18 protein-coding genes, 2 tRNA genes and 1 pseudogene are annotated in these 24,231 nt (G+C 67.0%); 13 read left to right on the top strand and 8 right to left on the bottom strand.

The genetic code is table 11. The annotated features are described in order from the left end of the window. Window positions 1-16 precede the first annotated feature (16 nt). Complete coding sequence (locus ABE423_RS02620; RefSeq protein WP_180838119.1) at window positions 17-388, top strand: arsenate reductase; 372 nt, start codon at window positions 17-19, stop codon at window positions 386-388. Beyond that, window positions 385-1,521 (top strand): succinyl-diaminopimelate desuccinylase, encoded by a 1,137-nt coding sequence (dapE, locus tag ABE423_RS02625; RefSeq protein WP_346484895.1) that lies wholly within the window; start codon window positions 385-387, stop codon window positions 1,519-1,521. Before ABE423_RS02620 ends, dapE begins: the two co-directional genes overlap by 4 nt. A gap of 66 nt (window positions 1,522-1,587) precedes the next feature. Here the strand turns inward: dapE and ABE423_RS02630 are convergent, their stop codons facing one another. Then, window positions 1,588-2,466, bottom strand: a complete 879-nt coding sequence (locus ABE423_RS02630) for a tetratricopeptide repeat protein (RefSeq protein WP_346484916.1) — start codon at window positions 2,464-2,466, stop codon at window positions 1,588-1,590. A 339-nt stretch (window positions 2,467-2,805) separates the two neighbouring features. Between ABE423_RS02630 and asnB the strand changes: the two genes are divergently transcribed. Next, window positions 2,806-4,497, top strand: coding sequence for an asparagine synthase B (gene asnB / locus ABE423_RS02635; RefSeq protein WP_346484897.1), 1,692 nt, complete (start codon window positions 2,806-2,808; stop codon window positions 4,495-4,497). 100 nt (window positions 4,498-4,597) lie between these two features. Then, window positions 4,598-5,986 carry a cation:proton antiporter gene (locus ABE423_RS02640; protein ID WP_041864491.1) on the top strand — a complete coding sequence of 463 codons (1,389 nt, stop codon included), beginning with the start codon at window positions 4,598-4,600 and terminating at the stop codon, window positions 5,984-5,986. A gap of 14 nt (window positions 5,987-6,000) precedes the next feature. Here the strand turns inward: ABE423_RS02640 and ABE423_RS02645 are convergent. Beyond that, window positions 6,001-8,322: pseudogene (locus tag ABE423_RS02645) on the bottom strand (penicillin acylase family protein); the annotation flags it as partial. Between the two features lie 123 nt (window positions 8,323-8,445). Here ABE423_RS02645 and bfr point away from each other — a divergent pair. Further along, complete coding sequence (gene bfr / locus ABE423_RS02650) at window positions 8,446-8,934, top strand: bacterioferritin (RefSeq protein ID WP_004151115.1); 489 nt, start codon at window positions 8,446-8,448, stop codon at window positions 8,932-8,934. Window positions 8,935-9,284: 350 nt separating this feature from the next. Here bfr and parC read toward each other — a convergent pair whose 3' ends face one another. Continuing rightward, the gene (gene parC, locus ABE423_RS02655; protein ID WP_182267510.1) at window positions 9,285-11,528 is read right to left on the bottom strand and encodes a DNA topoisomerase IV subunit A; all 2,244 of its coding nucleotides are present in this window, start codon (window positions 11,526-11,528) and stop codon (window positions 9,285-9,287) included. 60 nt (window positions 11,529-11,588) lie between these two features. Beyond that, window positions 11,589-12,470 carry a helix-turn-helix transcriptional regulator gene (locus tag ABE423_RS02660; RefSeq protein ID WP_049399506.1) on the bottom strand — a complete coding sequence of 294 codons (882 nt, stop codon included), beginning with the start codon at window positions 12,468-12,470 and terminating at the stop codon, window positions 11,589-11,591. Window positions 12,471-12,642: 172 nt separating this feature from the next. On the opposite strand from ABE423_RS02660, the gene emrR reads away from it, so the two are divergent. Genes emrR through emrB form a run of 4 tightly spaced genes read left to right on the top strand, consistent with a single transcriptional unit; the run spans window position 12,643 to window position 17,360 of the window. Further along, window positions 12,643-13,086 carry a multidrug efflux system transcriptional regulator EmrR gene (emrR, locus tag ABE423_RS02665; protein ID WP_125893862.1) on the top strand — a complete coding sequence of 148 codons (444 nt, stop codon included), beginning with the start codon at window positions 12,643-12,645 and terminating at the stop codon, window positions 13,084-13,086. After that, a complete protein-coding gene (gene emrC, locus ABE423_RS02670) occupies window positions 13,083-14,576 on the top strand; it encodes a multidrug efflux transporter outer membrane subunit EmrC (RefSeq protein ID WP_049463707.1) in 1,494 nt (497 codons plus the stop codon). The genes emrR and emrC overlap by 4 nt, the downstream gene beginning before the upstream one ends. Window positions 14,577-14,587: 11 nt before the next feature. Continuing rightward, window positions 14,588-15,766: a multidrug efflux MFS transporter periplasmic adaptor subunit EmrA gene (gene emrA, locus ABE423_RS02675; protein ID WP_125893864.1), complete on the top strand. Its 1,179-nt coding sequence runs from the start codon at window positions 14,588-14,590 to the stop codon at window positions 15,764-15,766. 7 nt (window positions 15,767-15,773) lie between these two features. Continuing rightward, entirely contained in the window at window positions 15,774-17,360 is a 1,587-nt protein-coding gene (emrB, locus tag ABE423_RS02680; RefSeq protein WP_032127920.1) for a multidrug efflux MFS transporter permease subunit EmrB, read from the top strand. A gap of 110 nt (window positions 17,361-17,470) precedes the next feature. Here the strand turns inward: emrB and ABE423_RS02685 are convergent, their stop codons facing one another. From ABE423_RS02685 to ABE423_RS02695, 3 genes are all read right to left on the bottom strand, one after another. After that, entirely contained in the window at window positions 17,471-17,749 is a 279-nt protein-coding gene (locus tag ABE423_RS02685; RefSeq protein ID WP_125893866.1) for a hypothetical protein, read from the bottom strand. A gap of 324 nt (window positions 17,750-18,073) precedes the next feature. After that, window positions 18,074-18,158 (bottom strand) — tRNA-Leu (locus ABE423_RS02690). 50 nt (window positions 18,159-18,208) lie between these two features. Further along, a complete protein-coding gene (locus tag ABE423_RS02695) occupies window positions 18,209-19,108 on the bottom strand; it encodes a LysR family transcriptional regulator (RefSeq protein ID WP_125893868.1) in 900 nt (299 codons plus the stop codon). 99 nt (window positions 19,109-19,207) lie between these two features. On the opposite strand from ABE423_RS02695, the gene ABE423_RS02700 reads away from it, so the two are divergent. After that, window positions 19,208-19,954 carry a sulfite exporter TauE/SafE family protein gene (locus ABE423_RS02700; protein WP_107433349.1) on the top strand — a complete coding sequence of 249 codons (747 nt, stop codon included), beginning with the start codon at window positions 19,208-19,210 and terminating at the stop codon, window positions 19,952-19,954. A gap of 78 nt (window positions 19,955-20,032) precedes the next feature. Here the strand turns inward: ABE423_RS02700 and ABE423_RS02705 are convergent. Then, window positions 20,033-20,117, bottom strand: a tRNA-Leu gene (locus ABE423_RS02705). Between the two features lie 128 nt (window positions 20,118-20,245). On the opposite strand from ABE423_RS02705, the gene rnr reads away from it, so the two are divergent. The 3 genes from rnr to rlmB all read left to right on the top strand — a co-directional run bounded on the left by rnr (window position 20,246) and on the right by rlmB (window position 24,167). After that, window positions 20,246-22,711, top strand: a complete 2,466-nt coding sequence (gene rnr, locus ABE423_RS02710; RefSeq protein WP_125893870.1) for a ribonuclease R — start codon at window positions 20,246-20,248, stop codon at window positions 22,709-22,711. A gap of 124 nt (window positions 22,712-22,835) precedes the next feature. Next, a complete protein-coding gene (locus tag ABE423_RS02715; RefSeq protein WP_125893872.1) occupies window positions 22,836-23,330 on the top strand; it encodes a GFA family protein in 495 nt (164 codons plus the stop codon). 93 nt (window positions 23,331-23,423) lie between these two features. Continuing rightward, on the top strand, window positions 23,424-24,167 hold the full coding sequence (rlmB, locus tag ABE423_RS02720; RefSeq protein WP_005408775.1) for a 23S rRNA (guanosine(2251)-2'-O)-methyltransferase RlmB: 744 nt from the start codon (window positions 23,424-23,426) through the stop codon (window positions 24,165-24,167). The last annotated feature ends 64 nt before the right edge of the window (window positions 24,168-24,231 follow it).

Genomic DNA, 24,231 nt, shown 5'->3' on the forward strand with positions numbered 1-24,231 from the left:
TTTTCCAGCATCACAGATGGCCATGAGCACCACTGTCTACGGTTTGAAGAACTGCGATACCTGCAAGAAGGCGACCAAATGGCTGGACCGCTTCGGCGTGCCTTACACCTTCGTCGATTACCGCGAGAACAAGCCGAGCCCGGAAACACTGCTGGCGTGGGCTGGGCAGCTGGGGGGCCTGGCCGCGATGGTGAACAAGTCGTCCACCACCTGGCGGCAGTTGCCGGACAACCGCAAGGCCGCCGACTCCGAGGCCGAATGGAAGCTGCTGCTGCGTGAATACCCGCAGCTGATCAAGCGTCCGCTGGTGGTCACGGCCGATGGCACGGTCAGCCAGGGCTTCAGCGACAACGGTTTCAAGGCCCGCTTCGGCGTGGGTGACGCATGAGTGCGGTCCTCGACCTGACCTGCGAACTGATCGCACGACCCTCGGTGACGCCGGATGATGCTGGCTGCCAGACACTGCTGGCGGCACGCCTGAAGCAGGCCGGGTTCCAGTGCGATCACCTGCGCCTGGGCGAGGTCGACAACCTGTGGGCGACCCATGGCCAGGGCGCGCCGGTGCTGGTGCTGCTGGGCCATACCGACGTGGTGCCGACGGGCCCGCGCGAGGCCTGGGCCAGCGACCCGTTCACGCCGCAGATCCGTGACGGCGTGCTGTACGGCCGTGGCGCCGCCGACATGAAGGGCAGCGTGGCGGCGTTCGTGGTCGCCGCCGAGCAGTTCGTCGCCGCACATCCCGATCACCCTGGCACGCTGGCGGTACTGCTGACCAGCGACGAGGAAGGCGATGCCATCGATGGTGTGCGTCACGTTGCACGGCTGTTCGCCGAGCGCGGCCAACGCATCGACTGGTGCATTACCGGAGAGCCATCGTCTACCTCGACGCTGGGTGACCTGCTGCGCGTAGGCCGTCGTGGCAGCCTGTCGGCCAAGCTGCGCGTGCAGGGCGTGCAGGGGCATGTGGCGTACCCGGAAAAGGCGCGCAATCCGATCCATCAGGCGGCACCGGCACTGTCCGACCTGAGCGCAAGGCGCTGGGATGAAGGTTATGAGAGCTTCCCGCCGACCAGCCTGCAGATCTCCAACATCCATGCCGGCACCGGTGCCAACAACGTGATTCCCGGCGAGCTGGAGGTGGATTTCAACATCCGCTACAACCCGCACTGGGATGCACCGAAGCTGGAGGCGGAGATCACCGCATTGCTGGGCCGCCATGGCCTGCAGTACACGCTGAAGTGGCACCGCAGCGGCGAGCCGTTCTACACCCCGGAAGGCACGCTGCGCGCCACCGCGCGTGCGGTGCTGGCCGAGCACATCGGCCGTGCGCCGGAAGAAAGCACCGGCGGCGGCACGTCAGATGCACGCTTCATCGCGCCACTGGGTGCGCAGTGCATCGAAGTGGGGCCGGTCAACGCCAGCATCCACCAGGTGGATGAGAACGTGCGCGTGGACGATCTGGAAGCGTTGCCGGGGCTGTACCAGCGCCTGGTGGAACGGCTGCTGGTGGGAACCCCATGACGGAATGAATCCCGCGAGGGTGGGTGCCGACCGTTGGTCGGCACGCCTCCCGCCGGGGCCGCTTCTCTACTCTGAAAAAATGAAGAACGGCGGCTCGACCGCTTTCTTCCAGTAACTTGGCGCGGCCATGTAGAAGTGTTGCGCCTCGGCTCTGGCGAACCAGCGCGCCGCCGCGTCGGTGTCTTTCTCCACACCCGGCGCACTGCGGCCCAGCAGCAGCCCGGCGAAGTACTGGCCGAACACATTGCCCTTCTCACCGGCGCGCTGGTACAGCTGCAGCGCACGCGCCGGATCGCGCGGCAGTCCCATGCCTTTCTCCAGCAGCGCGCCCAGGTCGACCTGCGCTTCGGCGTCGCCGTGCTCGGCACGACGCTGGATCTGCGCCACCAGCGGATGCACGGTGTCACCCTGTGCGGCCACCGCATCCGACAGTCGCGACGACGAACTCGGGTAGCGCTCGTAGATCATTCCGCGCAGGTCCCAGCGCAGCGCCTGCTGCGCGTCGCCTCGCTGGCGATAGGCCTTGGCGAGCCCGTAGAACGCATAGGGATTGCCGTGGTTGGCAGCCGCCAGATAGGCGCGTTCGCCACGTCGCCAGGACGTGCGCAGGACAGGTGCCGGGTTGATGTGGGGGCTGTCGGCATGCTGCAGCGTACCGGAGATCCAGATCCGGCCCAGTGCTTCTTCCGCTTTGGTGTTGTGGAAGGTCCAGGGCGTGATCGCGGCAGCACGCTCGTAGTAGGCGACGGCGCGCGGATCGTTGAAACGTTCGAAGGTCTGCGCAGTGTCCCAGGCTCCGTCGAAGCTGCCGTCGGTGCCGCGTTGCTCCAGTGCCTGCTGCTGCGCCAGCGGCAGCGTGGAGGGCGGAGGCAGGGTCTGGCAGGCGGCCAGGCCCAGGCAGAGCAGGGCGGCCAGCGCCGCGTTGCGTCCAGTGCGGTGTTGCATTTCCATTACACGTTTCACGGCGGGCCATTATGCGCGCCGGGGAGTGGTTGCCAACGCAACGGTTGCGCCGTGCCGGAAACCGGGGTAGGGTCGATGCCATGTCGATCCGTCTGGTCACCGCCGTCAATAACAACAACCGCAATAATCTGCGCGCGAATAATCGTGCGCGGCCGATGCGGGACTGCGCCCTGGGTAGATAGACAGCAACACACGCCCGGACACCAGAAAACCCGCATCAGCCGATGCGGGTTTTTTTGTGCCCGGGCGCAGCCCCACCCGGGCCTGGATGGCCGGTCGAACACCCTCCCACCCGTGAAATCCCCCAACAGGAGCTCTCCCATGTGTTCGATCTTCGGAATCTTCGGCCTGCAGGCCGGTGACGATCTTCCCGCCCTGCGCCGCCATGCGCTGGAACTGTCGCAGCGCCAGCGCCACCGTGGCCCGGACTGGAGCGGCGTGTACCTCGACGAAGGTGCGCTGCTGGTCCATGAGCGGCTGGCCATCGTCGACCCGGCCGGTGGTTCGCAGCCGCTGCTGTCGGCCGATGGCCAGCTGGCGCTGGCGGTGAACGGCGAGATCTACAACCACCAGGCATTGAAGGCGGCGCTGACCACCGCCTACGACTTCCAGACCGGCTCGGACTGCGAGGTGATCAATGCGCTGTATCGCCAGGGCAGTTCGCCGGCGCAGTGGCTGGAACAGCTCAACGGCATCTTCGCCTTCGCGCTGTGGGACCGCGACAGCGGGCGCGTGCTGGTGGCGCGTGACCCGGTCGGTGTGGTGCCGCTGTACTGGGGCCACGATACCCAGGGGCGCCTGCGCGTGGCCTCGGAAATGAAGGCGCTGGTCGATACCTGTGCCGACGTCGCACAGTTCCCGCCGGGTCACTACTTCGACAGTGCCAGCGGTGAGCTGGTGCGCTACTACCAGCAACCGTGGCGCGACTATGCCGACGTGCAGGGCCGCCAGGCCGACCTGGCCGAACTGCGCCAGGCCTTCGAGCATGCGGTGGAGCGCCAGCTGATGAGCGACGTGCCGTATGGGGTGCTGCTGTCCGGTGGCCTGGACTCGTCGCTGGTGGCGGCCGTTGCCGCGCGCTATGCGCGTCGCCGCATCGAGGATGGCGGGCAGACCGAAGCCTGGTGGCCGCGCCTGCATTCGTTCGCGATCGGCTTGAAGGGTTCGCCGGATCTTGCTGCTGCGGCGATCGCTGCCGAGGCTCTTGGCACCGTGCATCACGGCTTCGAATACACCTTCGAGGAAGGCCTCGACGCGCTGCCGGAAGTGATCCGCCACATCGAAACCTACGACGTCACCACCATCCGCGCCTCGACGCCGATGTTCCTGCTGGCACGGCGGATCAAGGCGATGGGCGTGAAAATGGTGCTGTCCGGCGAGGGCAGCGATGAGATCTTTGGTGGCTACCTGTACTTCCACAAGGCGCCGGATGCACGTGAATTCCACGACGAGCTGGTGCGCAAGCTGGACGCGCTGCACAACTACGACTGCCTGCGCGCCAACAAGTCGATGATGGCCTGGGGCGTGGAGCCGCGCGTGCCGTTCCTCGATCGTGAGTTCCTTGATGTGGCGATGCGCTTCGATGCCGCGCACAAGATGGTCGGTGCCGGCTTCGGTGGGCGCCGCATCGAAAAAGCGGTGCTGCGCGAGGCGTTCGACGGCTACCTGCCGGACAGCATCCTGTGGCGGCAGAAGGAACAGTTCAGCGATGGCGTCGGCTACGGCTGGATCGACGGGCTGAAGGCGCATGCCGAAGCACAGGTGAGCGACCGTGTACTGGCGGCGGCCGACAAGCGCTTCCCGCACAACCCGCCACAGACCAAGGAGGCGTACTACTACCGCCACCTGTTCGAGCAGTTCTTCCCCAGCCGTGCGGCGGCCGAGACCGTGCCGGGCGGCAAGTCGATCGCCTGTTCGTCGCCGGCCGCCATTGCCTGGGACGCCAGCTTCGCCGCGGCGGCGGACCCCTCGGGCCGCGCGATCGCCGGCGTGCACGAGCAGGCACTGGCCTAAGTCCCAAAAAGGGGACGGAGGGGATTAAGTCGTTTTTGCCACAAACGACTTAATCCCCTCCGTCCCCTTTTTCGTATCATCGCCCCCTGCACATTGGGGAATGTTCATGGGCGTACAGACCGGGGGCCAGGCGCCGCCGATGAAATGGGGATGGCGTTATCTGGCCTGGGCCGGCGTGCCATTGCTGGCCGGGGTGCTACTGGCGCGGTATGCCGGGCCGGCAGCGCCTGCGGCGGTCGCCCGTGCCTCGGTAGCCGCCGAAGGCAGCTGGGCGCAGCACCTTGCCTCACCGCTGGGCCTGTTCCTGCTGCAGCTGCTGGTGCTGCTGCTGGTGGCCAAGGGCGCGGGCGCGCTGCTCAAGCGCTTTGGACAACCGGCGGTGATCGGCGAGATGGCCGCTGGCCTGATGATGGGGCCGCTGGTGCTCGGCAGCCTGCTGCCGCAGCTGCATGGTGCGTTGTTCCCGGCCAGCTCGCTGGGTCCGCTGGGCATGCTCAGCCAGCTGGGCGTGCTGATGTTCCTGCTGGTAGCCGGTGCCGAGCTGGACCTGGCGGCGCTGCGTGGCCGCCGGCGCTTCGCCTTCACGGTCAGCCATGCCGGTATTGCAGTGCCGTTCGTGCTCGGCGTGGCGCTGGCGATCTGGCTGTATCCGCAGCACGGTCCGCAGGGTGTGGGCTTTACTGCTTTCGCATTGTTCGTCGGCATCTCCATGAGCATCACCGCGTTCCCCGTGTTGCTGCGCATCCTTGCCGATCGTGGGATCACACAGACGCCATTGGGCCAGACCGCGATCGCCTGCGCGGCATTGGGCGATGCCACCGCCTGGTGCCTGCTGGCCTTGATCGTCGCCGCCGCCCAGGCCAGCGGCTGGTTGCCGGCCAGCCTCAACCTGCTGTGCGTGGTCGTGTTCGTGGCGCTGATGCTGGGGCTGGTGAAGCCGTGGTTTGCCCGCCAGCAGATTGCGCCGGGCCGTGAGGGACGTTGGTTGCTGGGTATCCTGCTGCTGTCACTGGCGAGTGCGCTGGTCACCGAGATGCTGGGCATCCACGCGTTGTTCGGTGCATTCGCTGCGGGCGTCGCGGTATCGTCCAACGCGCAGCTGCGCGACCTGTTGATGGCCCGCGTCGAACCGTTCGCGGTGACCCTGCTGCTGCCACTGTTCTTCGCCATGACCGGCCTGCGCATGCGCGCCGATGCGCTGCAGGCCAGCGATATCGTGTTGTGCGTGGTGGTGATCGCGGTGGCCACGGCCGGCAAGCTGCTGGGCACCTTCAGTGCCGCGCGCAGTGCGGGCATGCCCACGCGCGAAGCGTGGCGGTTGGGGGCGCTGATGAACACCCGTGGTCTGATGGAGCTGATCGTGCTCAACCTGGGCTACGAGCTGGGCCTGCTCGGCGATCGGCTGTTCGCGGTGCTGGTGATCATGGCGTTGGTGACCACGGCGATGACCGGGCCGCTGCTGAACCTGATCGAGCGACGCCGGGGCTGAGCGCTGGACGGTAGTGCCGGTACCAGCGTCATCGTGTGCTGCGCCTTGCCGGGCAGGAACGGTGTCGGCCGCCCATGCACCCAGTCTTCGTGGCCGGCGCCCCAGTACGGCGACAGCGGGTGCCCGCTCTGGCCGCCGGGCATGTGCACGATTCCGTCGGCCTCATGTCCGGGCGAAACCACCATGCGTTCGGAGGCGCCGAAGTTCGGCGTCTGCACGCGCGGCATGTCACGGTCGCCGGGCAGCGGGTCGGCGGGCATGCACAGCCAGCGCTTGGCGATGTCCGGCAATGCACGCGCGATGGGATGGCAGAGCGCCGCGGTGTTGCGCTCTCCCCAGGTGCGCTGGGCCAGCGGGCCCTGCTTGGCCAGCTCGCTCTCGGTGCGGCGTGCGGCATCAAGCAGCAGCGCGTCCCAGCTGTCGTAGGCCGGTGGCAGCAGGTTGGCGGGGCGTTGCTGCAGCATCGGCCAGGCCACGCCTTCCAGTTGTGCCAGGCGCGGGTCCAGATAGTCATCGCCCAGCTGCGCGTTGGCCGGTGCCAGCAGTGCTTCGGACAGGGTATCCATCACCTGCGTGCGGAACGCGCGCACCACCCGGTAGCTGACCGAGCCGGCCGAGGCCCGGCCGCCCCATTGATGGCTGACCGCCTTCAAGCGCTTCAGAGCAGGGTCGTCACTGCGTTCGATGACGTCATGCAGCAACGCCCACCAGCGCTGCAGAAACACGGCGCGATCATCGAGCTGGATCGCCAGCAGGTCGTGTTCGTCGAAGCGGTCCTGGATGGCGAGCAGGTCGCGGATCTGCTGCGCACGCGCGCCGAGGTCATAGCCACCGTTGCCAACAGTAGCCAGCGCCTCGCCGTCGAGGACGCGTCCGTTGGCGGTCCACAGGCGATGGTTGGGGGGATCGATCAATGCAGGCGAGGCATCGCTGCGGATCGGCCACGGCGCGCAGTCCTGGTTGCTGGCGGCATTGAAGCCGGCCGGCGCACAGCCGGGGCCGCGGTCAGGGCGGGCGCCGATCAGCCGCCAGGCAATGCGGCCGCTGCGGTCGCCGACCACCAGGTTCTGCGCGGGAATGCCGGCGCGGTCGGCGAAGTGCAGTGCACCGTCAAGGTCACCGGCGCGGGCCAGATCAGCGAAATCCAGGCGTACGGCGCCGGGCAGGTGTGCGACCCAGCGCAGGGCATCGCCACTGCCATCGGCATGGGTGTGCAGGATCGGCCCCCAGGCGGTTTCGCGTACCGGGAACAGCACGTCGGCCTGGCCGGCCACCGCGATGCGTTCTTCGTGCACGGTCACCGTGGCGTTGGCCGGTTCCGTGCGGTAGTCCGCCGTGTCGATGTAGCTGTTGGTGAAGCCCCAGGCGACGTGGCCGTTGCTGCCGACGATCACCGCCGGCAGGCCAGGCAGCGAGAAGCCAGTGACGTCGACCTGGCCGCCGGCGGCCTGCGGGTCCGGATAGCGCAGGCGCACCCGGAACCACAGCCCCGGCGCACGCAGGCCCAGGTGCATGTCGTCGGCAACGATCGCGCGGCCGTCGGCGGTGAGTGCGCCGGCCACCGCGAAGTTGTTGCTGCCGATGACGTCCGCCTCCTCCTGCTCGGTGCCCGGCTTTCCCTTCAATGTGCGCAGATCGAGCTGGCTGGCATCGGGCAGAATCGCATTGCCGGTGGCTTCGCCAAACAGCGGTGCATCCCATTCGGTGCCGTCGTGGGCAATCAGCGCGTACAGCGCCGGCGGCACCACCGCACGGATGCGGCTGAGGGCAAGCTCGGTCTGGTTGTTCGGGTCCTGCAGGTCGGCGTACATGGCCAGCCCGGCCAGCACGCTGTCGCTGGCCTGCCACGGTTGCGGTGACTGCCGCAGCAGCAGGTAGGCCCATGGCCGCACGGAGAGATCGGTAAGGCCTTCGTTGACGCCATCTACATAGGCGCGCACGACCGCGCCGTTGTCGCCCAGCGCGGTATCCAGATGCGCCTCGGTGCGGGCGCGCAGGCGGTGCACGCGCATGCGCTTGTCGGCGTCGATGGCCTTCGGTCCGAACAGCGCCGACAGCTCGCCGGCGGCACTGCGGCGCATCAGGTCCATCTCGAAATAGCGTTCCTGCGCATGCACATGGCCGAGTGCGCGCATCGCGTCGGCCTGGCTGCCGGCAGTGATGGTGACCACCCCCAGCGCATCGCGCTCGATGGTGACCGGCTTGGCCAGGCCCGGCAGCGCATGCTCGCCGTCCAGGTCGGCCAGGCTGCCGCGCAGCAGCAGCCACAGGGCCAGTGCGGTGACCAGCACGATGGCGACCAACACACCCAGCACCCAACGCCATGTACGTCGCATCGCACGTCCTTTCCGAACTCGTGGGCCGATTGTAGCCGCAGGCGCAACTGCGACTGATTCCGATTAGATCACCGTATTTTGAAATGCGGCACCCTATGCCACATCGATTCACAGGAGCCCCCCATGAAAGGCAACCCGGACGTCATCGCCTGCCTGAAGGAACTGCTGCGCGGCGAGCTTGCTGCCCGCGACCAGTACTTCATCCATTCCCGCCGCTACGAGGACCAGGGCCTGTTCGCGCTGTACGAACGCTTGAACCACGAGATGGAAGAGGAAACCCAGCACGCCGACGCGCTGCTGCGCCGCATCCTGTTCCTCGGCGGCGACCCGGACATGCGCCCGCATGCCACCGAGCCGGGCAAGACCGTGGAAGAGATGCTGCAGAAGGATCTCGACACTGAATACGCGGTTCGGAACAATCTCGCCGCCGGCATGAAGCTGTGCGAAGAGAAGGGTGACTACGTGAGCCGCGACATGCTGCTGGCGCAGCTGAAGGACACCGAGGAAGACCACGCCTGGTGGCTGGAGCAGCAGCTGGGCCTGATCAAGCGCATCGGCCTGGAGCTGTACCAGCTGAGCAAGATCGACGGCAACGGCGCTCCGGCGCACTGAGCCGCAGGCGCCGCCGGGCCATGCCCGGTGACCACCCGGTAGAGCCGACCGCTGGTCGGCTGCTCTTCAAAAGCGGGGGGCCCTCGCCGTTTCCCCCCCGGTCTGCCCCGCCGGGTGTTCGTTGCAACAAAAACCCCCCCCCCCCCCCCGGTCGGCTCTACCAGAAGAAGCACAGCGTTCTGTCGCCCGCCAGCACCGGAGCATCGCCAGCCAGCTTTCGCCAGCCAGCCGCTCCACCGCCCGCCAGCCGACAACGAAAAAGCCGGGGAATGCCCCGGCTTTTTCGTGTCTGGTCTCCGGCAAGGCGTGTCAACCAAGGTTGACACCCACCAGGAGCAAGGCCCCAGCCTTTATTCCACCGACAGCCCTTCCACCTTCTGCCAGCCGCGCGGCAGCAGGTGGCCGCGGGTGGCGCGGGCGCCGAGGTAGGCGTCAAGCTCGTTGAACTTCAGGCCCATCGTGCGCTGGCCACTGCGCACCTGCAGGGTCTGCCCCGGGCTGATGGCCACGATGGCGACCACGCGTTCGGTGGCGAGCTTGGCCTTGGGGATCTCGATGATCTTGTTGCCCTTGCCCTTGTCCAGTTCCGGCAGGTCGTTGGCGGCAATCGCCAGCAGGTTGCCGGAGCTGGTCACTGCCACGATGCGGTCGGTGGCGACGTTGGCGACCACCGACGGGGTCAGCACCGACGAACCCGCCGATAGGTTCAGCATCGCCTTGCCGGCCTTGTTGCGGCCGATCAGGTTCTCGAAGCGGGTGACGAAGCCGTAGCCGTGGGTGGAGGCCAGCACGAAGCGGGTGTCCGGCTCGGCGCTGGCCAGGGTCACGAAGCTGGTGCCCGCGGCCGGCGAGAAGCGGCCGGTCAGCGGTTCACCGTTGCCACGCGCGGAGGGCAGGGTGTGCACCGGCGTCGAGTAGGCGCGGCCCTCGCTGTCGAGGAACGCGACCTGCTGCGTACTGCGCGCACGCACCGCGCCCTGCAGGGCGTCACCATCACGGTAGGACAGGGCGGACGCATCGACGTCGTGGCCCTTGGCGGCGCGGATCCAGCCCTTCTCCGACAGCACGACGGTCATCGGCTCGCTCGGCACCAGCTCGGTCTCGTCGATGGCCTGCGCGGCCTGGCGCTGCACCAGCGGCGAACGGCGCGCGTCGCCGAATTTCTTGGCATCGGCGGTCAGTTCGTCGCGGATCAGCTTCTTCAGCTTGGCCTTGCTGTCGAGGATGCCGAGGATCTTCTCGCGCTCCTTGGCCAGCTCGTCCTGCTCGCCACGGATCTTCATCTCCTCCAGGCGGGCCAGCTGCTTCAGCTTGGTTTCCAGGATGTACTCGGCCTGGTCGTCGGACAGGCCGAAGCGCGCGATCAGCGCGGCCTTCGGTTCGTCCTCGGTACGGATGATGTGGATCACCTCGTCCAGGTTGAGGAACGCGACCAGCAGGCCTTCCAACAGGTGCAGGCGGCGCTCGACCTTCTGCAGGCGGTGCTGCAGGCGGCGGGTGACGGTGTTGCTGCGGAAGGTCAGCCATTCGCTGAGCAGCATCTTCAGGTTCTTCACCTGCGGACGGCCGTCCAGCCCGATCACGTTGAGGTTGACGCGGTAGCTGCGTTCCATGTCCGTGGTCGCGAACAGGTGGCCCATCAGCTGCTCGGCGTCGACGCGGTTGGAACGCGGCACCAGCACCACGCGCACCGGGTTGGCGTGGTCGGACTCATCGCGGATGTCTTCCAGCCACGGCAGCTTCTTGGCGCGCATCTGCGCGGCGATCTGCTCGATCACCTTCGACGGCGACACCTGGAACGGCAGCGCGGTGACCACGATGTTGTGTGCTTCCTTGGTGAAGGTCGCACGTGCGCGCACGCTGCCGTTGCCGGTTTCGTAGATGTTCCGCAGATCGTTGGCCGCGGTGATGATCTCGGCGCTGGACGGATAGTCCGGGCCCTGCACGTGCTCGCACAGGTCGCGCACGCTGGCATCGGGGTTGTCCAGCAGGTGCAGCAGTGCGCTGACGATCTCGTTGAGATTGTGCGGCGGCACGTCGGTGGCCATGCCCACGGCGATGCCGGTGGTGCCGTTCAGCAGCAGGTGCGGCAGCCGTGCCGGCATCCAGGTCGGTTCCTGCAGGGTGCCGTCGAAGTTCGGTGCCCAGTCAGTGGTGCCCTGGCCCAGTTCGCCCAGCAGCACTTCGGCAATCGGGGTCAGCTTGGATTCGGTGTAACGCATCGCCGCGAACGACTTCGGGTCGTCGCTGGAGCCGAAGTTGCCCTGGCCCTCGATCAGCGGGTAGCGGTACGAGAACGGCTGCGCCATCAGCACCAGCGCCTCGTAGCACGCGCTGTCGCCATGCGGGTGGTACTTACCGATGACGTCACCGACGGTGCGCGCGGACTTCTTCGGCTTGGACGCGGCATTCAGGCCCAGCTCGCTCATCGAATAGATGATGCGGCGCTGCACCGGCTTCAGGCCGTCGCCGATGAACGGCAGGGCGCGGTCCAGGACCACGTACATCGAGTAGTCGAGGTAGGCGCGTTCGGCGTACTCGCGCAGCGGCAGTTGTTCGAATCCGTGGAACACGGGGCGGGCAAGTTCGGTCATGCGGCGTTGTTACCTGTTGTCGGGAGGCGGCGACGGCGGTCGCCGCTCGCAATCCTGTGATTATCCGGATGCGGCGGGGGATGCCAAGCCGCGCGCAGGGTCCAGCCCGGTTTCCAGGCCGTGTCCGGCCCGTGCCAGGTAGCGCCCCGGTGGCAGCCCGAAGTGGCGGCGGAACACGGTGACGAAGGCGCTGGCGCTGCTGAAGCCCAGCGCGTGGGCGATATCGGCCACGCTGCGGCCGTCGGTCAGCTGGCGCAGGGCTTCGGACAGCCGGGCCTGCTGCCGCCACTGGGCGAAGCTGAGCGTGGTCTCGTCGCGGAAGTGGCGGGTCAGGCTGCGCGGCGACAGTCCGGCCCAGTGCGCCCATTCGGCCAGGCTGCGCTCGTCGGACGGGTCGGCCAGCAGCTGCGAGGCGATCTTCAGCAGGCGCCGGTCATGCGGCATCGGCAGGTGCATGCGCTGGCGCGGCGCGGTACGGATCTCGTCCAGCAGCACCTCGATGATGTGCTGGCGCTCGGGCGTGGTGTCGTAGCCCAGCGGCCATTCGCAGATGCGGTCGGCCAGCGCCTGCGCCAGCTTGGACAGGCCCAGTACGCAGGGATCGGCGGGCAGGGTGGCGCAGGCCGGTGCGGCCAGCGCCATGCCCCAGCCACGCAGCGGGCCGTCGAGGGTGACCGTATGCGGCTCCAGCGGCGGCATCCAGCCGGCCGAGCCCGGCGCCAGTGACCACGTTCCGTGCGAGGTGCGGGTGGTCAACAGGCCGCGTTCGACGCAGATCAGCTGCGCGCGCTGATGGTGGTGCCAGTCCACTTCACGGACCAGGCCCAAGGGGCTGTCGAAGCGGAAGGCGACAACCGGTGGCCCGTCATTGCGCTCGAACCAATCCAGGGCGTCGTCGCGCAGCAACCGCTTGGGAGGGGGGATTTCTGCCTTGTTCATCATATCCGCTGGCTGAAATGTGTCATCCATTGGCTGAATTGTACTACCGGGCCACCTGACCAGATCATTAAGGTAGGCGCCTTCGTTGATCCAGCCCGCTGCTGCAACACAGCATTCGATGCCAGATCGAATATTTCCATTGAGAAATATTTTTTTTGGAAGAGAATGCTCCCCCATGATCTGTCCTGCAACCACTCCCCCCAGCTTCGGCCTGCTGCTGCGCCAGGTGCGCGATGGCCTGGTCCGTCAACTCGACGCGTCCATGGCTGAAGAAGACCTGGGTATCGGCTTCACCCATTACATCGGGTTGAAGGTGCTTTCCAACATGGCTCCGTGCACGGCCAACGAGCTGTCCCAGGCCATCGACCAGGTGCCCAGTGCGGTGACCCGCCTGCTGGACAAGCTGGAGTCGCTGGGCTGCGTCCGCCGCGAACCGCATGCCCAGGACCGGCGTGCGCTGCAGATCGTGCTGACCGATGAAGGCCGCGCACTGTGGGCGCGGCTGAAGCTGCGTGGCGACGCGGTGATGGATTACGCCCTGCGTGATCTTTCCGCCGACGAGCGCACGCAGCTGCTGTCCCTCCTCACCCGAATCCGCGATTCCCTGACGACCCCATGAACCCGATCCCGCAATCCACTCTCCGCCGGTCCGGGCGCGCGCTGCTGGTATCAGCGCTGGCCCTGGCCCTGGCCGCCTGCGCCAGCAGTCGTGGCCTCAACCCGCAGGGCCACGTGCTCGACGTGGACAGCCTGCACAGCGAACGCACCCTGGCCGACACCGACCTGAGCGCCACCGGCTTCCCGGCGCAGGACTGGTGGAAGGCACTGGGCGATGCGCAGCTGGACGCGCTGGTCGCCGAGGGCCTGGCTGGCCACCCGAGCCTGGACGCTGCCGATGCGCGCCTGCGCCAGGCGCAGTCGCAGGTCGGTACCGCGCGTGCCGATCGCCTGCCGAGCCTGTCGGTGTCCGGTGGTTACACCGGTCTGCGCCTGCCCGAGTCGATGGCCGGCAGCGAGATGGGTGGCCATTACGCTGGCAGCAGCCAGGTCGCGTTTGATTTCAGCTATGGCGTGGACCTGTGGGGCGGCAAGCGCGCTGCCTGGGAAGCGGCCGTGGACGGCGCCCATGCCGCCACTGTCGAAGCCCAGGCTGCACGCCTGAACCTGTCCACCGGCATCACCCAGGCCTATGCCGACCTGGCGTATGCATGGCAGCTCAATGACGTGGCCGAAGAAGAGCTGGGCCGCTCGCAGAAGTCGCTGGAATTGACCCGCCAACGCCGCAGCGCCGGCATCGACAGTGATCTGCAGGTGCGCCAGGCCGAGGCCCGCGTGCCCGCCGCGCAGCAGCAGGTGCAGGCCGCGCAGCAGCGCATCGATGCGGCCCGCACCGCGCTGGCCGCGCTGGTCGGCAAGGGTCCGGACCGTGGCCTGTCGATCCAGCGCCCGCAGGCGTTGAATCCGATGGCGCTGCAGCTGCCGGGCGTGCTGCCCAGCGAACTGTTGGGTCGTCGCCCGGACATCGTTGCCGCGCGCTGGCGCGTGGAAGCGGCCGACAAGCAGATCAAGGTCGCCAGGACCAAGTTCTACCCGAGCTTCAACCTGACCGCACTGGCTGGCGTCGTCGCACCGAACGTGGGCGATCTGCTGAAAAGCAGTTCGACCTTCGCCTACATCGGACCGGCGCTGAGCCTGCCGATCTTCGAAGGCGGCAAGCTGCGCGCCAACCTGGCCAACACCGATGCGCAGTACGACCTGGCGGTGGCCAACTACAACCAGACCGTGCTCGATGCACTGCGCGACGTGGCCGACCAGGTCAACGCGGTGCGTTCGCTGGCACAGCAGGCGCATTCGCAGCAGCAGGCGGTGGATACCGCACGTTCGGCCTTCGACCTGGCCCAGCAGCGCTACCGCGCCGGCATCGGCAGCTACCTGGACGTGCTGACCGCGCAGTCCACCCTGCTGCAGTCGCAGCAGCAGCTGGCCGGCCTGCAGTCGCAGCAGGTGCAGACCTCGGTGCGCCTGAGCAAGGCGCTGGGCGGTGGTTTCCAGCCCTCTGACGCCGACCGCGCACCGATCGCCTCCCATTCCGATTCCTCGCATTCCTGAAGACTTCCGCCATGAGCCAGACCCAAGACACTGCGGCCCCGGCCGCCCCCAACCGCCGCGGCAACCTGCTGCGCGGCCTGTTCGTGATCGTCGTGCTGCTGCTTGCCGCACTGGCGCTGTGGTACTTCATGTTCGGCCGTTGGTTCGAAGAGACCGACGACGCCTACGTGCAGGGCAACCAGGTGCAGATCACCCCGCTGGTGGCCGGTACCGTAGTCGCCATCAACGCCGATGACGGCATGCGCGTGGAGCGCGGCCAGCTGCTGGTGCAGCTGGATCCGTCCGACACCGCAGTAGCCCTGCAGCAGGCCGAAGCCAACCTGGCCAAGACCGTGCGCCAGACCCGCGGCCTGTACCGCAGCGTGGAAGGTGCGCAGGCGGACTTGAACGCCCGCCAGGTGACCCTGAAGCGCGTGCGCGACGACTTCGCCCGCCGCAAGGATCTGGCCGCCACCGGCGCCATCTCCAACGAAGAACTGGCCCACGCCCGCGATGAGCTGGCCGCTGCCGAAGCGGCCGTGGCCGGTTCGCGCGAGACGGTCGAGCGCAACCGCGCGCTGGTCGACGATACCGTGATCGCCACCCAGCCGGATGTGCAGGCCGCCGCCGCGCAGCTGCGCCAGGCCTTCCTCAACAACGCCCGCGCCGGCATCGTTGCGCCGGTCACCGGCTACGTCGCCCGTCGTTCGGTGCAGGTCGGCCAGCGCGTGCAGCCGGGCAATGCCCTGATGGCGGTGGTGCCGACCGAGCAGATGTGGGTCGAGGCCAACTTCAAGGAAACCCAGCTGCGCCACATGCGCCTGGGCCAGGAAGTGGAGCTGAAGTCGGACCTGTATGCCGGTGACGTGAAGTACAAGGGCCGCGTCCAGAGCCTGGGCCTGGGCACCGGCTCGGCGTTCTCGCTGCTGCCGGCGCAGAATGCCAGCGGCAACTGGATCAAGATCGTTCAGCGCGTGCCGGTACGCATCGCCATCGATGCCAAGCAGCTGGCCGAACACCCGCTGCGCATCGGCCTGTCGATGAAGGCCGAAGTGAGCCTGCGCGACCAGAAGGGCGAAGTGCTGCCGAGCACCCCGGCCAAGGGCACGGTGTTCGACACCGACGTGTATGCCAAGCAGCTGCATGATGCCGACGAGGTGATCCACACGATCATCCAGGGCAACCTGCCGCAGCAGGCGAAGGTGGGCTGAGGTCGCCATGTCCGCACAAGCTCCAGCCGCGCCCGGTGCTCCGGGCGCCCCGGCGGCGCCGGGTGCGGCCTCCGGGTTCCTGCCGCCCAGCGTCGCCCTGTGCACCGTCGGCCTGGCGATGGCGTCGTTCATGCAGGTGCTCGACACCACCATCGCCAACGTCTCGCTGCCGACCATCGCCGGTAACCTCGGCGCCAGTTCGCAGCAGGCGACCTGGGTCATCACCTCGTTCGCGGTCAGCACAGCCATCGCGCTGCCGCTGACCGGCTGGCTCAGCCGCCGCTTCGGCGAACGCAAGCTGTTCGTCTGGGCCACGCTGGCCTTCGTCATCACCTCGCTGCTGTGCGGCCTGGCGCAGAGCATGGGCATGCTGGTGCTGTCGCGTGCGCTGCAGGGTTTCGTGGCCGGCCCGATGTACCCGATCACGCAGTCGTTGCTGGTCTCGATCTATCCACGGGAGAAACGCGGGCAGGCACTGGCGCTGCTGGCGATGATCACGGTGGTGGCGCCGATCTGCGGCCCGATTCTCGGTGGCTGGATCACCGACAACTACAGCTGGGAATGGATCTTCCTGATCAATGTGCCGCTGGGCATCTTCGCTGCGCTCGTTGTGGGCAACCAGCTGAAGGGGCGCCCGGAGCACATCGAGAAGCCGAAGATGGACTACGTCGGCCTGGTCACCTTGGTGATCGGTGTCGGTGCGCTGCAGCTGGTGCTCGACCTGGGCAACGACGAGGACTGGTTCTCGTCGATGAAGATCGTGGTGCTGGCGTGTGTGGCCGTGGTCACGCTGACGGTGTTCCTGATCTGGGAACTGACCGACAAGGATCCGATCGTCGACCTGAAGCTGTTCCGGCATCGGAACTTCCGCGCCGGTACGCTGGCGATGGTGGTGGCCTACGCGGCGTTCTTCAGCGTGGCGTTGCTGATTCCACAGTGGTTGCAGCGTGACATGGGCTACACCGCGATCTGGGCGGGCCTGGCGACAGCGCCGATCGGCATCCTGCCGGTGATCATGACCCCGTTCGTGGGCAAGTATGCATCGCGCTTCGACATGCGCATGCTGGCTACGATTGCGTTCATTGTGTTGTCGATGACCAGCTTCCTGCGTTCGAACTTCAACCTGCAGGTGGACTACAACCATGTGGCGGGCGTGCAGCTGATCATGGGCATCGGCGTCGCGCTGTTCTTCATGCCGGTGCTGCAGATCCTGCTGTCGGACCTGGATGGACGCGAGATCGCGGCGGGCTCAGGCCTGGCCACCTTCCTGCGCACGCTGGGTGGCAGCTTCGCGGCGTCGCTGACGACGTGGCTGTGGGCGCGGCGCACCCAGGTGCACCACGCCGACCTGACCGAGCACATCTCGGTCTATCAGCCGGGCATGCAGGACCAGGTGACAGCGATGGGGCAGGGCGACCTGCAACATGGCGCAGCGGTACTGAACAACATGATCAACCACCAGGCATCGCAGATGGGCTTCAACGACATCTTCTTCCTGCTGGGCTGGATCTTCCTGGCGATCATCGCGTTCCTGTGGCTGGCCAAACCGCCGTTTGGCGCAGGCGCAGGTGCGGCCGCCGGTGGCGGACACTGAAACTCCCTGGAAACACGTGCTGTATTTTGACCCCGCCGCAAGGCGGGGTTTTTGTTTGTGCACCGCGGGTCGCACAGGCCCTGCCCTTGGGGTCCTGCCGTGGCGCAGGTTCAGCGCGTGCGATAGACGCGCTTGAACTCCACCCGATCGCAGAACAATCGGGAGATGGCCCACATTCCCGCCACAAGTACGGCGCCGCATGTGAGCCAGCCAGCCGTGGCCTGCAATCGGCTGCCGACCAGTGCGCCGCAGATGATGGCGGCAACAAAGACCAGCATTACGGCCTCCTTCGATGCGCCGTAGTGGACCTCGGCCTGGCATCCCACGCATACGCGTACGCCGTGGTTCGAGCCGGTATGGCAGTGAGGGCAGATGATGCTGCGCTGCATGGGTGCGTCCTTTGGGGAAGGGGGAGGGCGCTGGTCAGGTCGTGGCGATACACCTGCAACCGGCTTCTGTAAATCTGCCTTCCACCGAAAAGGAATCGGGTAAATCTCGACTAGGAAAAGTACGAAATGAACGGCTGACGTGAAATGCGCCCCAAAAGGAGGCCGTTCAAGGTCTGGTAACGACGCGCCGGGAGGCGGTATGCAGCAGCAGGCGACTGCCGGGTGGTGCTAGATACGACAGTTCCAGCGGTAGATGCGATGCCAGGCTCGCCAAACCCCGGAAACGAAAAAACCCGCTTTCGCGGGTTTGATCATCTTGAGTCATGGTGCCCAGGAGAGGACTCGAACCTCCACGGTTTTACCCGCTAGTACCTGAAACTAGTGCGTCTACCAATTCCGCCACCTGGGCGACTCAGGAGATGAATTATGGGGAGCGACAGAAGATGTGTCAACAACATTTCACACCTTTTTCTGCGGCTGTACGCCCAGGTGAAGCAGCAGGCTGCGCATCGCCGATGACAACTGCGCCCACTCGGCAAAACAGGCGCACAGGCGGCGCTGTGCCCATGCATCGGCGAGCGGTACGGCGACGGTATGCGTGTTGCGCCGATGCTGGCGGGCGATGGTCCGCGGCACGATGCCGACACCAATGCCGTGGCCGACCATGATGCATACGCCTTCGAAGGTCTTCATGCGGATGCGTACATCCAGGCGCCGCCCGATGTCGCGCGCCTGGTCCTCGATGTAGGTCTGCAGTGCATTGCCATCGGCCAGTGCGACGAAGGTCTCGCCGGCAACATCGGTGAAGGCCACGCTGCGCCGCGATGCGAAGCGGTGGTCTTCGGGCAGCAGCATCACCAGCGGATCTTCGGCGACCACATGCTGCTGCAGGCCGGCAGCGTCGACGGCATCGCTGATGATGCCGGCCTCGGCCTGGCCAGCACTGATCGCACGCACGACTTCAGGGCTGGTGCGCTCCAGCAGTTCCACGTGCAGGCGCGGGCGTTCGGCCAGCCATGGTGCGAGCCGCGAAGGCAGGTAGTTGGTCAGCGCTGCGGTGTTGGCATACAGATGCAGGGTGCCGCGCGCACCGTGCGCGAACGCCTGCAGTTCACCGCGCAGCTGTGCCTGCTGCTGCAGGATCAAGCGTGCATGGTGGGCGAGCGCGGCACCGGCTTCGGTCAGGCTGACGCCGCGTGGGTGCCGGTTCAACAGCGGGGTACCGGCATCGGCTTCGATCGTGCGCAGGCGCTCACTGGCTGAGCCCAGTGCCAGGTTTGCCTGCGCGGCACCGGCCGTGATGCTGCCCGCCTCGGCAATGGCCAGGAACAGGCGCAGGTCGGCGATATCCATCCGCATGTGATGCCCTCATCGCAACGCCTGCGCCTTCGGATCAGCCGAAGGCGAGGCCGGGAAGACCGCATTGTGCGCCGAGCGGCCGGCCGATCCAATGAAGGCATGAATGAATCGATGTACTTCTACGTGCTGCTGGTGGTGGTGTTCGTGCTGGCCGGTGTGGTCAAGGGCGTGACCGGCATGGGCTTGCCGACAGTGGCGATGGGTCTGCTCGGTGGCGCGCTGTCGCCGGTGGCGGCGGCATCGATGCTGTTCATCCCCACCTTCGTCACCAATGCGTGGCAGCTGTTGTCCGGCCCCTCACTGGGCCACATCGTGCGGCGCCTGTGGCCGATGATGCTGGCCGTGGTGGTGGTGACGCTGGGTTCGGCAGCGCTGCTGGTGCGGGTCGATCGCACCTGGTCGCGTGTTGCGCTGGGCGTTGCGCTGGTGGTTTATGCGGCCTATGCCCTGCTTGCGCCGGTGTTCCGCGTGCCGCAGCGGCGCGAGCGATGGCTGGGGCCGCTGGTGGGGGCGTTGTCGGGTGTGGTGACCGGCGCCACCGGCGTGTTCGTGATGCCGGCGGTGCCGTACCTGCAGTCGCTGGGGTTGCAGCGCGAGGAGCTGGTGCAGGCGCTGGGACTGGCGTTCACTGTGTCGACGATTTCGCTGACCACTGGCCTGGTGCTGCACGGCGCATTCGGCATCCAGCAGCTGGGGCTGAGTACGCTGGCGGTGCTGCCGGCATTGCTGGGCATGTGGCTGGGGCAGGTGATCCGGCAGCGCATCAGTGCGCGGGTGTTCCGCGCCTGCTTCCTGGGTTTCCTGCTGCTGCTCGGGCTGGAGCTGGTGCTGCGGCCGCTGTTGTGATGCCGGCCGCCGGTCGCGGCGATGCCGAATCACGGGCATGAAAAAACCCGCTTTCGCGGGTTTTTCTCATTCTCGACGTGGTGCCCAGGAGAGGACTCGAACCTCCACGGTTTTACCCGCTAGTACCTGAAACTAGTGCGTCTACCAATTCCGCCACCTGGGCGTTCCAGAGGCGCAATTGTGAAGATGAATCCGCAGGCTGTCAACGACTTCCTGAATATTTTTCATGCAAGGCCTTCAAGACAGCCGCTGACCCGTTCTGCACGCCGTCAGCGGCTACCATGTAGGGCGATGACTACCAAAAAACCAAGCAAGGGCGGGAGCACCTCCCGCAGCCAGGCCCCGAAGAAGGGCGCCAAGGCGGGCACGGCCCGCACCACCAAGCCGGGCAAGCCGTTGCCGGGCTGGTTCCCCGAATTGAATGAAGGCGGCGCACCACCGCGTGGTCGCAAGGTCCGCAGCGCCGATGCCGCCGCTCCGGGCCCGGCCCCGGGCCGCAAGCTGCCGCCGACCGGCAAGGTGATCGACGATCCCTATGCCGCCCGCGAAGCCGAGAAGTACGAACAGCCCATCGCCAGCCGCGAGGCCATCCTGGCCCTGCTGGAGCGCTGCGAAGGGCCGCAGACCGCCGAAGAACTGGGCGCGCGCCTGGGCCTGACCGCGCCGGACCGGGCCGAGGCGCTGTCGCGCCGGCTCGGTGCCATGGTCCGCGACGGCCAGTTGGTGCAGAACCGTCGCGGCGGTTTCGCCCCGATCCAGACCCTGAATCTGGTCACTGGCGTGGTGATCGCCAACCCGGAAGGGTTCGGTTTCCTGCGCCCGGTCGAGGGCGGTGACGACCTGTTCCTGCCGCCGTATGAGATGCGCAAGGTCATGCACGGCGACAAGGTGCTGGCCCGTGTGACCGGCATCGACCATCGTGGCCGTCGCGAAGGCAGCATCGCCCGCGTGCTCGAGCGCGGCATGACCCGCCTGATCGGCCGCTTCAGCATCGAGATGGGCATCAACTACGTGGTGCCCGACGACAAGCGCGTGCAGCGCAACGTGCAGGTGCCGCCGGACCAGACCGGTGGTGCGCGCGATGGCCAGCTGGTGGTCTGTGAACTGACCCAGGCGCCGGACAGCCGCCGCCCGCCGATCGGCCGCATCATCGCCGTGCTCGGCGACAAGCTGACCGCCTCGCTGGTGGTGGAAACCGCCATCCACGGTCATGAGCTGCCGTTCGAGTTCCCGCAGGAAGTGTTGGACGAAGCCGCCTCGGTACCGCTGGTGGTCGAACCGGCGATGATCGGCGACCGCGTCGACCTGCGCAGCACGCCGCTGGTCACCATCGATGGCGAGGATGCCAAGGACTTCGACGACGCGGTGTACTGCGAACCGAATGCCGAGGGTTTCCGCCTGGTGGTGGCGATTGCCGATGTCTCGAACTACGTGCGCCCCGGCACGCCCCTGGATGAGGAGGCGCAGAAGCGCGCCACCTCGGTGTACTTCCCGGGCTTCGTGGTGCCGATGCTGCCGGAGACGCTGTCCAACGGCATCTGCTCGCTGATGCCGAAGGTCGACCGCATGTGCTTTGTCTGCGACATGCAGATCGACCGCGACGGCCTGGTCACGCATTCGCGCTTCTACGAAGCGGTGATGAACTCGCACGCGCGCCTGACCTACACCCAGGTGTGGAAGGCGGTGGGCGAGGACGATGCCGATACCAAGGCCTGGATGGGCGACCTGCTGCCGCAGGTGCAGCGCCTGCACCAGCTGTACAAGGTGCTGTCCAAGGCACGTGCCAAGCGCGGCGCCATCGAGTTCGAAAGCAGCGAAGTGCGCTTCGTGCTGGACAACCGCGGTGAAGTCACCCAGGCCGGCATGCTGGTGCGCAATGACGCGCACAAGCTGATCGAGGAATGCATGATCGCGGCCAACGTCGAGGCGGCCAGGTACCTGCTGTCGCGCCATGTGCCGGCCCCGTACCGCATCCACGAGAAGCCGCCGGAAACCAAGTACGCCGACCTGCTGGAATTCCTCAAGGAGTTCAAGCTGAGCCTGCCGCCGTGGTCCAAGGTGCGTCCGGGCGATTACACCAAGCTGCTGAAGAAGATCCGGGATCGCCCCGATGCCACGCTGCTGGAATCGGTGCTGCTGCGCAGCCAGAGTCTGGCGATCTACAGCCCGGAGAATCACGGTCACTTCGGCCTGGCGCTGGAGGCGTACGCGCACTTCACCTCGCCGATCCGTCGCTACCCTGACCTGCTGGTGCACCGCGCGATCAAGCACGCGTTGTCCGGCAAGCCGCTGGACAAGTTCACCTACAACGCACGCGAGATGGCTGCGCTGGCGCTGCAGTGCTCCGAGCGTGAGCGCCGTGCCGATGAGGCCGAGCGCGAGGTCGACGAGCGCTACCGCGCCGCGTGGATGGAAAAGCACGTAGGCGGCCAGTTCGATGGCGTGATCAGCGGCGTGACCAGCTTCGGCCTGTTCGTGGAACTGGACGAGTCAAAGGTGCAGGGCCTGGTCCATGTGACCCAGCTGCCGCAGGACTATTACAAGTTCGACGCGACCCGCAAGACGCTGACCGGCGAGCGCCGTGGCAGCAGCTACCGGCTGGGTGATCGCGTGCGCATCCTGGTGCTGAAGGCCAGCATGGAAGAGCGCAAGATCGACTTCCGCCTGGTCGAGCACAAGGGTGAGGATGAAGGCGATGGCCTGCCGCCGCTGCCCGAGCGTGGCAAGCCGGCCAAGCGCGCCAAGAAGCAGTATTGAAAGGTGTGCCGACCAACGGTCGGCACCCACCTCACCCGGTAGGTATCCACCTCACCCGGTCGGCACCCACCTCACCCGATAGGTGCCAACCGTTGGTTGGCACGACGTTTCGGAGGAACTCACAATGCAGGGCCAACCCGAATACAGCGGCGGCTGCCAGTGCGGCGCGATCCGCTTCCAGGCGCGAGGCGAGCTGACCGACAGCTCGATCTGCCATTGCCGGATGTGCCAGAAGGCCTTCGGTGCCTACTATGCGCCGCTGGTGTCGGTGCGCGGCGTGCAGTTCAGCTGGACCCGCGGCCAGCCACGCTATTTCCAGTCGTCCAACGTGGTGCGGCGTGGCTTCTGCGCCGACTGCGGAACGCCCCTGACCTACGAAGCCCCGGATGGCGTGGCCGTGGCCGCCGGTGCCTTCGACGAGCCGGAACGCCTGCCACCGACCATCCAGTACGGGGTGGAGCGCAAGCTGCCGTTCGTCGACAGTTTGTCCAGCCAGCCGGCGCGACGTACCGAGGAAGACGTCGCGGCGCTGGAGTTCCTGGCCACCATCGTGTCCCACCAGCACCCCGACCACGACACCCCGCACTGGCCGCCGCGCAGCCGCTCCGCCGAAGGCTGAGCTGCGGGTAGCGCCGGGCCGTGCCCGGCGAGCGCGCAGCGCGGTCGGCGCCGATGCTCTACCATAGCCACCCCCTTTCCGGTCCCCGCCCGCATGAGCAAGAACAGCCAGTGGATTGTCGGCGTCAACGCCGTCGCCTCCTCCATCGAGAACGACGCCGAGAACGTCCGCGAAGTGCTGGTCGAGGCCGGTGCGAAGAACCCGCGCCTGACCGAGATCGAGGAAAACGCCCGCCGCAAGGGCATCGACGTGCGCAAGGTGAACAGCCAGGCGCTGGACGGTGTCGGCGGTTCGGTACGCCACCAGGGCGTGGCCGCGCGCTATGCCGCCGCCCGCACCTACAGCGAGAACGAGCTGGAAGGCCTGGTCACTGCAGCCGAGGGCAAGGCCCTGCTGCTGGTGCTGGACGAGGTGCAGGACCCGCACAATCTCGGTGCCTGCCTGCGCTCGGCGGCTGCCGCCGGCGCGACTGCCGTGATCATCCCCAAGGACAAGTCGGCCACGGTCAATGCTACCGTGCGCAAGACCTCGGCCGGTGCCGCCGATCTGATCCCGGTGGTGGCGGTGACCAACCTGTCGCGCTGCCTGAAGGACCTGCAGAAGCAGGGCGTGTGGATCTACGGCCTCGCCGGCGAAGCCACCGCCTCGCTGTACCAGCTGGACCTGAAGGGCAACATCGCGCTGGTGCTGGGCGGTGAAGCCGATGGCCTGCGCCGCCTGACCCGCGAGAACTGCGATGGCCTGGTCAAGATCCCGATGCCGGGCGAGATCGAGAGCCTGAACGTCTCCGTCGCTGCCGGCGTCAGCCTGTTCGAGGCCGTGCGCCAGCGCGGTTGATCGGCTTTCCGGTAGCGGCGGGGGCCGGCCCGGGGGGGGGGGCGGCGGGGCGGGGGGCGCCCCC

Source organism: Stenotrophomonas sp. TWI1409, from assembly GCF_039673015.1.
Lineage (GTDB): Bacteria > Pseudomonadota > Gammaproteobacteria > Xanthomonadales > Xanthomonadaceae > Stenotrophomonas > Stenotrophomonas maltophilia_A.

What these genes read in the sequence shown, in the direction of transcription:
- ABE423_RS02620 (WP_180838119.1), top strand. Translation starts at nt 17, where the DNA reads ATGGCCATGAGCACCACTGTCTACGGTTTGAAGAACTGCGATACCTGC.
- dapE (WP_346484895.1), top strand. Translation starts at nt 385, where the DNA reads ATGAGTGCGGTCCTCGACCTGACCTGCGAACTGATCGCACGACCCTCG.
- ABE423_RS02630 (WP_346484916.1), bottom strand. Translation starts at nt 2,466, where the DNA reads ATGCAACACCGCACTGGACGCAACGCGGCGCTGGCCGCCCTGCTCTGC.
- asnB (WP_346484897.1), top strand. Translation starts at nt 2,806, where the DNA reads ATGTGTTCGATCTTCGGAATCTTCGGCCTGCAGGCCGGTGACGATCTT.
- ABE423_RS02640 (WP_041864491.1), top strand. Translation starts at nt 4,598, where the DNA reads ATGTTCATGGGCGTACAGACCGGGGGCCAGGCGCCGCCGATGAAATGG.
- bfr (WP_004151115.1), top strand. Translation starts at nt 8,446, where the DNA reads ATGAAAGGCAACCCGGACGTCATCGCCTGCCTGAAGGAACTGCTGCGC.
- parC (WP_182267510.1), bottom strand. Translation starts at nt 11,528, where the DNA reads ATGACCGAACTTGCCCGCCCCGTGTTCCACGGATTCGAACAACTGCCG.
- ABE423_RS02660 (WP_049399506.1), bottom strand. Translation starts at nt 12,470, where the DNA reads ATGATGAACAAGGCAGAAATCCCCCCTCCCAAGCGGTTGCTGCGCGAC.
- emrR (WP_125893862.1), top strand. Translation starts at nt 12,643, where the DNA reads ATGATCTGTCCTGCAACCACTCCCCCCAGCTTCGGCCTGCTGCTGCGC.
- emrC (WP_049463707.1), top strand. Translation starts at nt 13,083, where the DNA reads ATGAACCCGATCCCGCAATCCACTCTCCGCCGGTCCGGGCGCGCGCTG.
- emrA (WP_125893864.1), top strand. Translation starts at nt 14,588, where the DNA reads ATGAGCCAGACCCAAGACACTGCGGCCCCGGCCGCCCCCAACCGCCGC.
- emrB (WP_032127920.1), top strand. Translation starts at nt 15,774, where the DNA reads ATGTCCGCACAAGCTCCAGCCGCGCCCGGTGCTCCGGGCGCCCCGGCG.
- ABE423_RS02685 (WP_125893866.1), bottom strand. Translation starts at nt 17,749, where the DNA reads ATGCAGCGCAGCATCATCTGCCCTCACTGCCATACCGGCTCGAACCAC.
- ABE423_RS02695 (WP_125893868.1), bottom strand. Translation starts at nt 19,108, where the DNA reads ATGCGGATGGATATCGCCGACCTGCGCCTGTTCCTGGCCATTGCCGAG.
- ABE423_RS02700 (WP_107433349.1), top strand. Translation starts at nt 19,208, where the DNA reads ATGAATGAATCGATGTACTTCTACGTGCTGCTGGTGGTGGTGTTCGTG.
- rnr (WP_125893870.1), top strand. Translation starts at nt 20,246, where the DNA reads ATGACTACCAAAAAACCAAGCAAGGGCGGGAGCACCTCCCGCAGCCAG.
- ABE423_RS02715 (WP_125893872.1), top strand. Translation starts at nt 22,836, where the DNA reads ATGCAGGGCCAACCCGAATACAGCGGCGGCTGCCAGTGCGGCGCGATC.
- rlmB (WP_005408775.1), top strand. Translation starts at nt 23,424, where the DNA reads ATGAGCAAGAACAGCCAGTGGATTGTCGGCGTCAACGCCGTCGCCTCC.